Origin of the sequence: Shewanella marinintestina (assembly GCF_023283845.1) — a bacterium.
GTDB classification, from domain to species: domain Bacteria; phylum Pseudomonadota; class Gammaproteobacteria; order Enterobacterales; family Shewanellaceae; genus Shewanella; species Shewanella marinintestina.
In genome coordinates this window covers 322,790-335,995 of record NZ_JAKILC010000002.1, presented here as the reverse complement: position 1 = coordinate 335,995, position 13,206 = coordinate 322,790, and the positions used below count along the sequence as shown (strand labels likewise).

At 43.9% G+C, this 13,206-nt stretch carries 8 protein-coding genes; 2 read left to right on the top strand and 6 right to left on the bottom strand.

Annotated features, from left to right (window positions below; all coding sequences use genetic code 11):
• Positions 1–61 precede the first annotated feature (61 nt).
• The 6 genes from L2747_RS03855 to L2747_RS03830 form a co-directional block, all read right to left on the bottom strand.
• Positions 62–2,281: a PAS domain-containing protein gene (locus L2747_RS03855; RefSeq protein WP_248997772.1), complete on the bottom strand. Its 2,220-nt coding sequence runs from the start codon at positions 2,279–2,281 to the stop codon at positions 62–64.
• A 222-nt stretch (positions 2,282–2,503) separates the two neighbouring features.
• Positions 2,504–3,112, bottom strand: a complete 609-nt coding sequence (locus L2747_RS03850) for a TatD family nuclease-associated radical SAM protein (RefSeq protein ID WP_248997771.1) — start codon at positions 3,110–3,112, stop codon at positions 2,504–2,506.
• Positions 3,113–3,272: 160 nt separating this feature from the next.
• The gene (locus L2747_RS03845; protein ID WP_248997770.1) at positions 3,273–6,473 is read right to left on the bottom strand and encodes an efflux RND transporter permease subunit; all 3,201 of its coding nucleotides are present in this window, start codon (positions 6,471–6,473) and stop codon (positions 3,273–3,275) included.
• A complete protein-coding gene (locus L2747_RS03840; protein WP_248997769.1) occupies positions 6,473–7,699 on the bottom strand; it encodes an efflux RND transporter periplasmic adaptor subunit in 1,227 nt (408 codons plus the stop codon). The genes L2747_RS03845 and L2747_RS03840 overlap by 1 nt, the downstream gene beginning before the upstream one ends.
• Positions 7,700–7,893: 194 nt before the next feature.
• Positions 7,894–9,123 (bottom strand): ATP-dependent RNA helicase SrmB, encoded by a 1,230-nt coding sequence (gene srmB, locus L2747_RS03835; protein ID WP_248997768.1) that lies wholly within the window; start codon positions 9,121–9,123, stop codon positions 7,894–7,896.
• A gap of 76 nt (positions 9,124–9,199) precedes the next feature.
• Positions 9,200–9,913, bottom strand: a complete 714-nt coding sequence (locus L2747_RS03830) for a tRNA1(Val) (adenine(37)-N6)-methyltransferase (protein WP_248997767.1) — start codon at positions 9,911–9,913, stop codon at positions 9,200–9,202.
• Between the two features lie 522 nt (positions 9,914–10,435).
• On the opposite strand from L2747_RS03830, the gene brnQ reads away from it, so the two are divergent.
• Entirely contained in the window at positions 10,436–11,779 is a 1,344-nt protein-coding gene (gene brnQ, locus L2747_RS03825) for a branched-chain amino acid transport system II carrier protein (protein WP_248997766.1), read from the top strand.
• Positions 11,780–12,092: 313 nt separating this feature from the next.
• Positions 12,093–12,995, top strand: a complete 903-nt coding sequence (gene xerD / locus L2747_RS03820; RefSeq protein ID WP_248997765.1) for a site-specific tyrosine recombinase XerD — start codon at positions 12,093–12,095, stop codon at positions 12,993–12,995.
• Positions 12,996–13,206: the final 211 nt, after the last annotated feature.

The window sequence follows — 13,206 nt, the reverse complement described above, 5'->3', positions numbered from 1 at the left end:
CCCTTCTTTGAAAGGGCTTTTTTATTAATAGCGGTAACTAATCTGACTGCGGCTTGCCAACTTAAGTGAGTAAGCGAGTAAAGGCTTGGCAGATATTCTGCTCTCCTGTTTGCTTAGCACGCTTGAGTGCTACTTCTGAGTTTGCGATAAGTTGCTCAAGATCTTGCCCTGCTTGATAAGAAGCAATACCGATACAGATCCCATCGCCTAAGCCGTTTTCGTTGAGTTTATTGAGGCTTTCAAGCGCAAAATAGTGTGCTTGATCTGAGTTAGTATCAGGGAGCACAATAATAAGCTTACCAAGCTGCCAATGAGACATCTGGTAGCGATGAGGTAAGTCGCGCAGTAAGTGGATTTCCACCTCGCGTTGACGGGTCTCAAGTTGCCCAAGATCACTCATATGGCTCAGCATGCCTTCAGCACTGATATCAATCATCAGTAAACTGGAGAAGTCTTTACAAGTCTGGCTTAGGTTATTGAAGTAACGTTCTAAGTCATCTTTATGATTAAAGATGGTACTGCGCAGCGGTACCGAGTTTGGCCCTTCTCTATAGGCGTTTTTTTGCAGCGACTGCTCAAAGCTACATAAAACAAATTGCAGCTCGCCTGCACTGTCTAAATGGCCTTTTAGGGTAGCTTGTAAACAATGGTCTTGTAGGTGATCGACGACCACAAACACTTGGCCTATCCAGCTTCCTTGGATTTGTAACTGTTGAGCAATTTGCGGCCACTGCTTATTAAAGTCTTCACTAAGCACGCTGCTGACATTAATTGGCTTATCAGCCTCAATCTGCAATAACTGATTAAAAGCAGGGTTAGACTTAAGTACATTGCCTTTTGGATCGGTAAGAACACTCGCCATAGGAACATCATTGAGTAGATGGTTTAACTTGGCGTGCTTTTGGCTTTGCTTAAGCTCTGTAATATCTTCAAAAGTGACCAGCATATAACGACGTTTGTTATCTATGCTGACTTCATACTTTACTCGCACCATTAACCAAGTGCGGGCAGACGAGTTAGAATAGAGTTCTTTTTGCCAAACTTTTTCCGTTTCAAGGTGATTGATAAACTGGCTGTACTCATCGTCATCGAGATTCAAAATCCGCTGTAAACTGCGATCGGATAAGTCATCGACGGGCAAAGATAATAATACTGACGCGGCGCTATTTGATGTCACCACTCGGCCTGTGTCGCTGGCAATAATACAGCCCATTTCGGTATCAAATAAACGATTGGTCATATAGATACTAAATTCACGTGAACGTTGTACAAGCCTGTACATGTGAGTCAGGAAAATCAGCAGTATCGACAGTGAAGTGAGCACCACTGCGCCAATGATTAAAATATTACGCCATTGGGCAAAGTTAGCCGCGATATCTTCATTTTTAATATATGACAGTAGGAAGTACTCACGACGGGTTTCATATTGTGTAGTGAGTTCAACTTTTAAATAGACAAAGGTCGCTACATCGCCGTGGAACTGGCCAAAGTTACTCATAGCCATTTTACGCCAAAGCGCTGGATAAGACTGTTTTAAGCTACCGCCCATGGTTTCAGGTAAACGGCTAACACTGGTATTAGTTTGTGCGCCTGCATACAACAAACCTTGTGTGTCGAGCATCATTAATGGTGCTTGTTTACTCGAATAAGCCGGTTTAATGCTTTTGAGCATTTTCGACATCGAGTTGTAAGTCACTAGGTAGCCGCGCACACTTTGGTCAGGGTTTTCTAACCAAGCGAATTGATAAAGGTAGGGCTCTAGTTGTCCGTTAATTGGCGTAAATTCGAGTGGTGAGGTGTAAATCTCACTGCCGCCCATATTCCGAGTGCTACCGAGTAGTGCAGGTGGAAGGCTTTCTTTACCAAAGTCATTGCTGCTGGCAAATTTATGTTGGCCTTGGGGATCATAAAGCGCAATGCCTAATAGTTCGGGCACATTATCAACTAGCACGTCCCAGTTATCTAATAGGCGTTGTTGGTTTTCTGAAGACGGCAGCGCCAGATACTGTTTTAGCAGCCCTGACTTAGCAAACATTTGGGTTCTAAATTGCTGAAAAGTGACTTTGTCAGAGATCAGTGCGCCAACCGCTTGCAGTTCACTGTATCTTTGCGTTGCCCAATCTTCCTGCAAACGTCTTTCACCTAAGGTGATAATAATATTAGTCAGGATGATCACCGACACTAGCAGCATACAGATCTGACTAACGGCGGCTAAGATACGTTGTTGGGACCAATGGATCCCTTGAGCACTGATTAATAATGGTAGTTTGCGGGTCAGCATGTATCGATTTTTATTACAGTTATTATGCTCTTTATCTTAACACGAATTCTCAGGCTAACCAGAGTTAGTTAGCCGCTGGGTTAACATGGCGTAGTATAAAATTAAGGGATTAACACTGATTGTTTACCAGCGCTAAAAAGTACTGTAGTGCGATATTGAGTGACTAATAACAAGCTGAGTCATTTTGTAACCCAGCGCGATTTAAAGTGACAAAGTTGATAATTAGCCAACCACATCCAGCTCTCTTTGTTTAAAGGTCGCACCTCTAGATTCCACTATATGGCGGCATGCCTCAATATCAACCCCTGCTAAGCCATTAATGGCAGAGACTTGCACTTCGCTAATATACTGTGGAGCGAGCGCAATGAAATCTAATAAGGCTTGGTAAGAGCCAGACAGTTTTGGCTGACAATGTTGTTGATATCGCACTGCTGTATCGGCATTAAGTGATACTGACAGACTATCAACGCATAGGGCTAACTCTGGTAAAATATTGCGCTTATGGAATAGGTTACCTAAGCCATCAGTGTTAACTCTTACTTTACCGCCACGTTGTTTAATCTCGGTAGCAACGCTAAGCAGGGTGCGAAGATTAAGCGTGGGTTCGCCGTAGCCACAAAATACATACTCATCAAATTGCTCTACATCTCCAAGTTGCGCGATAAGCTCATCTGCTTTTGGCTGACGGTTTAAATCTAACTGATACTCATGCACCTGCTTACTACCATTATGTTTTGGGCAAAATTGGCATCTTAATGTGCAACGTCCGGTTATGTTGAGATAACGGCTATTGCGAATATCGTAGACAAGTGTCGGTTGGCTGGTGGTCATGATGAGCCTAGCTTGATTTTTATATCGGCTAAGAATAGCGCTTTGCCACGGTGAAATCTGTTTGCTAGATCGAGTAACTCGATGTTCAATCCGATTGCTGACAATAAAAAAGGAGGCGATTAGCCTCCTTTAATACTGGAACAATATCGATAAGTATCTGTTAATTTACTGGCTTAGATACAGCTTCGTTATCAGCTTTAGGTCGCCACCACCAATTGAAGAAACGACGTGAAGTGCGCCTAATATCATCGAGGATGATGTACAGCAAAGGCACCAATATTAAGGTGACGACTGTAGAGAATAAGATACCAAATGCCAGCGAGGCTGCCATTGGAATAACAATTTGCGCTTGCAAACTCTTTTCCAACAGAATCGGCACTAAGCCAACAAAGGTCGTGAGCGAGGTTAAGATAATTGCTCTAAAGCGATAGCAACCAGAATCGACCGCGGCCTTGACAATACTATGGCCCTCTGCTCGAGCGCGGTTAACAAAGTCGACTAGAATCAGCGAGTCATTCACCACAACACCGGCAAGCGCTACGATGCCACATAGGCTCAAAATACTCATGTTGAGACCTAAGATAAAGTGACCAAACAGCGCACCAATCATGCCAAATGGAATAACCGACATAATAATTAACGGCTGACTATAAGATTTAAGCGGAATAGCCATTAGCGCATAGATAGTAAATAGCGCGAAGAAGAAGCCCTGCATTAAGCTAATCAAAGCACTTTGCTCATCGGCGCTACCACCATCGAGGGCGGTTGAAATATTTGGATACTTCGCCTGCAATTGCGGTAAAAACTCTTTCTGAATTTCACTGACCACTTTTGAAGGCTCAACCTTATTCGTATCAGCATTAGCATTAATGGTAATGGCTCGGCGACCGTCTACACGGGTAATCGATGAGTAAGAGTCACCTAGCTGCAAGTCTGCTACCGTTGAGAAAGGTACTGCCGCGCCACTTGGTGTGCGAATAAGCATGTTCTCAAGGTGGCCAACAGTACGTCGCTGCTCAAGCGGATAGCGTACCATCACTTTAACTTCTTCTTTATTACGCAAAATACGCTGGGCTTCATAACCATAAAAACCATAACGTACCTGACGTGCAAGATCTGACAAGGTTAGCCCTAGTGCTTCAGCTTCAGGACGGATCTGCAGTTTGATCTCCTGACTACCAGATGAGAAGTTATCGGCAATGTCGTACACGCCTTCATAGGTGCCTAGCTTCTGCTTTAGCTCCTTAGAGGCTTGTGAGAGTTGCTCAAGGTTACTTGAGGTCAACCTAAATGAAATATCACCGCCGTTGTCATTAGTGCTGGCGTTGATATTAAGTTTCTTAACAGCCAGTAGCTCAGGTAGCTGTTTACGCCATGCGGTAGCGATAGTTTCGCCGTCTACGTCACGGTCTTCACCTTTGGTGAGTTCAGCAAACAGGAACGCTGAAGTCCGCGAACTCATATTAATAAAGCTGTGTTTAACTACAGGGTAACCAAGCTCGCTCTCCATTTCATCGTTCATGGCATATAGGGCTTCTTCAACTTCTTGTACCACTTTTAAGGTGTTTTCTTCAGAACTACCCGCTTCCATCTCTATATTGACTTGGATAAAGTCAGACGGCAGATCGGGGAAGAATACCCAGCGTACTTGACCACTTATAACCAGAGAAATCGATAGAATAAGTACACCAATAAACACAGCTACTGCGTTATAACGCTGTACGATACAACGCTCTAAAAACGGGCGGTAGTTATTATGAATAAAGTACTGTACTTTGTCGTTAAGCTTAGCCTTTAAGCGGCCGAGTAACCCAAGTTGTGAGCGAGGCTTACGCGGTTTCATATGAGCTAAGTGAGCCGGCAAAATAAGCTTAGATTCAATCAATGAGAATATTAGGCATAGCACCACGACCATGCCGATGGATTTCCAGATAATCCCCTGTGGGCCCGATACCATTAGCATTGGCATAAAGGCGGCAATGGTGGTGAGAACCCCGAATGTGGCTGGCATGGCGACTTTGTTAGCACCTTTAATCACATTCTCTAGCGAGTGACCATTTTCTTCAATCTCACTGTAGGCACTCTCACCAATAACAATGGCGTCGTCCACCACGATCCCTAGCACTAGAATAAATGCGAATAGGGTTAATAGATTAATTGAGAGCGAGAAAGGCTCTAGCGGCATAAACAGCATGGCACCAAGGAAACTAATAGGCAGTCCCATCATGACCCAGAACGCCAATTTAATTTCTAAGAATAGCGCCAAAATCAGGAACACCAATAAGGCACCGTAGAACATGTTAGATAACATCATATTCAAGCGGCCCTTTAGGTAATGGGTCAAGTCGCCCCAAGTATCTAACTTTGCGCCCGTTGGCAGTACGTCACGCTTTTGTTCTATGTAGTCTTTAACTTGCGCTGAAATATCAAGCGCATTTTGGTCGTCGACACTGAGGATCTCAATAATCGCAGCAGGCTGACCATTAAAACGGGTGTACTCTAAGCGTTCTTCAAAGCTGTCATTGATGGTCGCTACTTGCGGCAGCATGATACGGCTACCATCTGGGCGAGTGCTCACTACTATTTGTGCAAAGTCTTCACCTGTATAGGCTTGGCCTTTAGTACGCAGCAGGATATCGCCATCTTTAGCGCGAATTGAACCGCCCGGTAGATCGATAGAAGAGTTTTGTACGGCTTGGGCCACTTGTGAGAAAGTCAGCCCATATTCACGCAGTTTATCTTCAGACAGCTCAATACCAATTTCGTAATCACGAACCCCTGTGACTTGTGCTTTGGTAATTGCGGGTAGGCCGGCCACTTCATCACGAATTGTTTTGGCGAGCTCTTTCATCTCTTGTAGTGATTGATCGCCATACACAGAAATCCAAATCACATTATTTTCGGGTTTTACTCGATAAATATCGGGCTTTTCAATATTCACCGGAAAGGTAGAAATCGCATCGATACGCAGTTTGGCTTCATCTAAAACATCTTGTGGATCGTAACTATCTTCCACTTCAATCGAGACTGAACCCACTCCTTCACTGGCGACAGAGGTGACTTTTTTGATGCCATTAATATCTTGAATAGCTTCCTCGATTTTAATGGTTATCCCTTCCTCAATTTCCTGTGGTGCTGCGCCTGGGTAGGCAACAGTGATCCGTAAGTAATTTAGCTCAAACGAGGGGAAAACTTCTTTATTAATAATTAAGGTACTGAATAAACCGCCAATGATTAGCACCCACATCAGCAGGTTGGCTGCGACATTGTTTTTGGCAAACCACGCAATAATCCCTTTTTGTGGTTCGCGCGGGATATTGCTTGGTTCGGTTGTTGCGTCTTGATTATTGTCTGTGGTCATTATTGAGCTCCTGCATTAGCAAGTTGCTCTTCACTATTATCGCTATCAGAGTCGGTTTCGATAGAAGAATTAGACTCTTCACCTAAAACTTTAACGATTTGGCCATTCTCAGCATTGGTCAGGTTGGTTAGCGATATACGTTCACCGCTTTGCAGGCTGTCTTTAATGTAGACATTTTCTAAATCACTTTTAACCACGTTAACTTCACGTAGCTCAATACTGTTATCGTTATTAACTATGGTGACTTGATTATCGCGTACTAAATGACGTGGTAGTTTTACTATACCTTCAACGGTGCGGCCTTTAATCACTGCAGTAACAAAGGTGCCATATTTTAATGGCAGCTGGCCCTCAACGCGATTGGTACGTAGGTATGGGTCTTTGACTTCAGCGACTAAATAAACCATACGGTTTTCAGCGTCAATAACCCCTTCACTGCGAATGATTTGTCCTTGCCAAGTAATCGTCTTACCGGCTAAATCGGCGCTCAAGCTAACATCGGTATCAGGGTTATCAACTGACTCTAGGTAAGCAAGATCGTTATTCGATAGAGGTAATCTAACTTCAGCAATACGAGTATCGTACAACTCACCTAAGTTGGTGCCTAAAGTCACGTATTGCCCTAAGTCGACATTACGGGCTTTAATGATGCCATCAAATGGCGCGCGAATAACGGTGCGCTCTAGGTTACGCTGTGCACGAGCTAGTGCGGCTTGCTGGAACTTCACATTAGCTTGTTCTTGCTTGAGCTGTGGTAAACGTAGACCAAGCTCTGGTGGAATGCCTCCGTCATAGCCTTTCCAGTCGTTTTTAGCGACTTCACCTTTTGCCCGTTCTTCTTCAAGCGCTGCTTTAGCTTGAGCAAGTGATGCCTGTGCTTGCATTAAGTCAGCTTCATAATCAGAAGGTTCAATAACCGCAAGTTCATCGCCTTTTTTAACGACACCACCGGCAACAAAGTTAGCCGATATCGTCAGCATACGGCCTTGAACTTCGGTAACTAATTGGGTTTTATATTTAGGGCTCACTACGCCATAAGAGGGTAAGTTTAAAGAAACCGTTTGCTGTTTGACTTCGGTAACATCAACAATTGCGACAGGTACTTCATCGGCTTTTTGCTCAGGGGCTTCTTTGGTGCCAATTAGGATCTGGGCTACAACAATAAAGGCAAAAAGAATGAATAGCGGTGACATTCTTCGAAGTATGGTTTTTATTTTATTCATCATCAGGCTGCGTTTCCATGCAAAGACTTCTTCTAGTTGCATAAATTACCAGACTCAAGGTCAAGGTGATAGCGTTATTTGTAAATGAAATGTTTCAAACTGTAGTGATATATTTGCAGTAAAATAAGCTGTTAGCTGAATTTTAGCCATAAAAAAGGGTCACATAATGTGACCCTAATAATGAGCATGAAGTATGACTACTTCTTCTTTTTCTTCTTGTTCTTCTTGCTGAAGTTTTTGCTGTTATCTGGACCAGGCTTTTTCTTTCCAGGTGGCTTGGCTTCTTTGTTCTTTGGACGTAGATCTTTAACGAAGCGGCGTTTTAGTGGTTGCTCGATATAACGCTCAATCTTACCGACAACACGAATATCATGTGCTTCAACTAATGAAATAGCAGTACCTTTAGCGCCTGCACGGCCGGTACGACCAATACGATGCACGTATGTGTCGGCAGAACGAGGCATATCGTAGTTAATCACATGAGTAATGTCGTCAACGTCGATACCACGTGCAGCAACGTCCGTCGCTAGCAAGATATTTACTTCGCCTTTAGTGAAGCGACCCAGTGCTTGGAAGCGCGCTTTTTGCTCCATATCACCACGCATAAATGCACAAGTGATACCTTCTTTTTGTAATAGGCCTTCAAGGCTTGCTACCGCTTCACGAGTTTTAACGAAAACAATGGTGCGTTGCACATCTTCTTGTTTTAGAAGTGCACACAACAAAGCAAACTTGTGTGCTTTATCGTCAGCAAGGTGGATCCACTGGTGGATCTTGGCTTTTTCACTGCGTGGTGCTTCAGCTTCTAGTTTAACTGGGTTAGTCAGTAGGTTGTGTGAGAAACGACCTACATCGCTGCCCTCAAGCGTGGCAGAGAACAACATCGTTTGTTTGCGACCTACAGACTCGATAGCAATACTTTCAACTACGGCAGAAAAGCCCATGTCTAGCATGCGGTCAGCTTCGTCGATAACTAATACTTCAACTTCTTCTGCGTTGAAGTGACCTTTATCTAAGTACTCCATTAAACGGCCAGGAGTCGCAACTAAGATATCAACGTTCTTTTGTAGGGCTTCTTCTTGTGGGCCATAAGGTACGCCACCCGTGATAATCACAGTGTCTAAACCTAAGCCTGTAGCCAAATGGCTAGCATAACGGTGAATTTGGCTAGCAAGTTCACGAGTCGGTGTCAGGATCAATACACGTGCACGGCCGCCATATCGACGTGGGAAGTCGATAAGGTGTTGCAACGCAGGCAGAAGGAAGCTTGCCGTCTTACCCGTGCCAGTAGGCGCGCGAGCTAAGATATCTCTTTGCTCCATTGCGACTGGGATTGTTTGCTGTTGTATGGTAGTGGGCTTGTTATGGCCCATTGCTTTCAGTGACTCTAACAAACAAGGGTCAAGCTGGAGATCTTCAAATTGCATGCGTGGCATCTCAATAAATAATAGCCGGACATTATAAAGCTTATAGGAGAGACTTTAAACGATTAGATCGCCGATCCTAGAGCTTTAAATAAAAATCCTGACTGAGTTGGATAAATTGGTCGCTGTACTGGCCGTTTTTCTGACGAATAGTCAGTTGCTCTATGATTTCAGGCTCTGCGTCATTGCCACTGAGGTGGGTCAGTAGCAGTATTTGCCTGTTAGGTGTTTTGCCTTCAACACTGGCTGCCAGTAGTTTGTGTCGTAATAGCAGTTGGTGACTTGCCAACTTTGCTTCAAGCTCAGCAACCGATTCACTAGGTAGAATTAAACTCGCGCTACCGTTAGTCGCTAACAGCTGTTTGATAGACAGTAATAAAGTGTCAAAACTTAAGCTATCAGTGTGCCTCGCAGTGGCACGCGCGCTAATGCTCGATTGTGGACCATTAGCAAAGTAGGGCGGGTTACAGATGATATGGTCAAACTGTTGCGTTTGATGCAGGCAATAGCTTTGAATATCACAGCACACAAGTGACAAACGCGCAGCCCAAGGGCTAGCACTGAAATTGCTTAGGCAATCAAGCGCGGCTTGTGGGTCAAGTTCTACGGCCGTAATGTTCGCGTTACTGCGCTGTGCTGCCATTAGACTCAACAGACCGCTGCCAGCACCAAGATCTAAAATAGTTTTAGCTTGAGTTAACGGCGCCCATGCACCAAGTAACACACCATCAGTGCTCACAGGCATACCGCAGCGAGTGTCATCAATATGAAAACGTTTAAAGGTGAATGGCATAGCAGCAACATTAAATATAAGGATGAAGCTAATTGTACGCTAAACAAGCCAAGCCTGAAATTAGCCAATGCCATGGAATTTGTTAATTATTAAGCAAACGGTGAATTTTGCTGCTGGTAAGTGGTTACTAGCTTTAAAACGCTTGCTGGCTATTAAAGCAGATGTGTCTTGTTGTGGCGGCTAATAGGGCGAATGTAAGTTATGAAAAGCACTTGTTAATAAGGTGTTTTGGTTTATATCGAGAATGCAGTTTATTCCGTATGCTTGCTTGTTAATTAGATATGACTCTGATAATAGTATGCCCCTCTTTACTTGGTAAAAGCCCAGTTTTAGAGTAGGTAAACCAGTTTTAAAGCAATTTAAGCGTTAATGTTTTCCGCTACTGTTCAAAAACTCGCCAAGAATAGGCCGTATTTACCACGGAACCATGTAAAGTAATAATTACACATTTTTATTGTCGTCCTAACGGGATGTCTTGAAGGCATGACGGCATGAAATCGTTAACTAAATAAAAAAATCTAGATGGGGAATAAAGTGCAGAATAATCAGTTGAGTATTGCAGATACGTTGGGGTTAGGGTTTATGACCTTTGCGTTCTTTTTGGGCGCGGGTAACCTAATTTTCCCACCTTTAGCAGGTTTCTTAGCCGGCGAGAATATCACCTTTGCCATGTTTGGCTTTCTTATTACTGCTGTAGGCTTACCACTGATCACTCTGATTGCTGTCGCTAAAGCGAACGGTAAGATTATGCAACTGCTGCCCCCCATCGCTGCAACTGCACTTGCTGTGTCGATCTTCATCATTATAGGCCCTGCATTTGCTGCGCCAAGAACAGGCTTAGTAGCCTATGAAGTTGGCTTCAAGCCGTTTCTAGAAGATTCTTCTGCAACCTTTATGATTGCAGGTTTAACACTGAATATAACCCAACTGTTCTACACCTTAGCCTTCTTCGGTTTATCAATGGTTTTAGCACTATTCCCTGGTAAATTACTCGATAGCGTCGGCAAGGTATTAACCCCTATCCTTATTCTATTGCTAGTGGGTCTGGCGATCTCTGTTATCGTTATTCCTGGTAGTGACATTGGCGCTGCCGTTGGCGAATACCAAACTCACCCACTAACTAAGGGTGTTTTGGAAGGCTATAACACCATGGATACCTTAGCGTCATTGATTTTCGGTATGTTGATTATCGATATTCTACGTAAAAAAGGTATTAGCGAGCCTGCTGCGCAAACTAAGTATTTAATTAAAGCAGCTTTGATTGCTGCAGCTGGTCTAGCTTTTGTTTATGTTTCACTATTTTATCTAGGTGCTACAGCGGGCGATTTAGCTGTTGGTGCTGAAAACGGTGGCGTGATTTTAAGTAACTACGTGATTGCAAAGTTTGGCGCTAGTGGCATGATCTTGTTGTCATCTGTGGTTACGCTTGCTTGTTTAACTACCTCTGTAGGCTTAATCAGTGCGTGTGGTGAATACTTTAACGAAGTGGCACCAAAAATTTCTTACCGCCGTTTTGTCGTAATCGTAAGCATTGTGTGTGCAACGGTTGCTAACGTAGGTTTGGCACAGTTAATCGACATTAGCGTTCCAGTGTTAATGACTGTTTACCCTGTGGCGATAGCTTTGGTTGCAGTGACTTTCTTAACTGAACGTTTTGCTCACCCGAAAACAGCGCACCGTTTGGTCGTGAGTGTGGCACTATTCTTCGGTATTATTGACGGCTTTAAAGCTGCTAAAGTTGATGTAAGCATCTTTAACTTTATGCCGCTACATAACGAAGGCATGGCTTGGTTACTACCAACCGCAATCGTGATTATTGCTTGTTTAATGGCTAAAAAACCAAAAGAGCCGTTAGCAGCGAGCTAACTTAGTGATGACGGTTAGTCGTTAAGATAGCGAACCGTCACACAATGGCATAATATTGAGGCGATGATTCACTGAATCATCGCCTTTTTGTTTAAAGAAGGTTTAGAAGAAGGGGCTAGGAAAGCAGGTTTTAGGCCCTAAGAAAAGTCAAGACGCTAGAAGGCGAACGGCCTGTGGCCTTACGAATGTGACTGCGTCACGTACGAAACGCTGCGCTTTTGGCTTTTGCTTTTCCTCGCAGGGTTTTAGCCCGTCCTCGCAGTGAAGCGTCCTAGGAGCTGGGGCCTTATTTTAAAGTAAATAGGAATGAGAAGTGTCAGAAAAGTACACGGCCGATAGCATTATTGATATTTTCTTAGATGATCTTTGGTCGACCAAAGGCTTAAGTGATAATACCTTAAGTGCCTATCGTACGGATCTACGCCATCTCGACCGTTACTTACAACTGCGTGGTGGCAAGCTTATAAGTTGCTCGCAATTTGAGGTGCGCGACTACCTCGCTGAGCGTTTTGATAAAGGTAGCGCTAAAACCAGTAGTGCGCGCATGATGAGTAGCTTAAGGCGATTCTATGGTTATTTAATCGTTAAAAAGCAAATTGATACAGATCCAATGGCCTTAATTGAGTCGCCAAAGCTGGCACGTAAGTTACCTGATTCACTTAGCGAAGAAGACATTGATCGCTTACTAGCAGAGCCGGTTGATGATGACCCGATAGAAAGCCGTGATAAAGCCATGCTTGAGCTTTTATACGCAACGGGTTTACGGGTTTCAGAGTTGGTGGGGCTCACCATGGAACAACTCAGTTTGCGCCAAGGTTTAGTGCGCATTACCGGTAAAGGCGGCAAAGAGCGCTTGGTACCGCTGGGTGAGTTAGCGGTGGCTGAGCTAGAGGCTTACTTAAAATTTGCTAGAGCAGAGCTACTGAAAGGCAAGCAAAGCGATGTGTTGTTTCCATCTAAACGAGCCCAACAGATGACGCGGCAGACATTTTGGCATCGAATTAAGCTATACGCATTAAGAGCTGGCATTAGCACTGAATTGTCGCCGCATACCTTGCGTCATGCCTTTGCCACTCACTTATTAAATCATGGTGCAGACCTGCGTGTGGTGCAGTTATTACTCGGCCACAGCGATTTATCAACTACGCAAATTTATACCCATGTAGCCACGGCCAGACTAGCCAGCCTGCATAGTGAACATCATCCAAGAGGCTAATTTATAAGCCTTATTAGTTTGGCTGATTCACTTTAGTTGAAGCTAAGTATTAGATTTGTTGACTGGAGAAAGCCACTTATTAAATCTAGACTTTGGCTAAATATTTGATGGATTTCACGTCTGTATGATTTAGTTACAGCAAATAATTTGCTTTAACTTGGTTGAGTCTGTAACTTTTCAGCTCCAAACTAGGTCTAATCGTTTATATCCA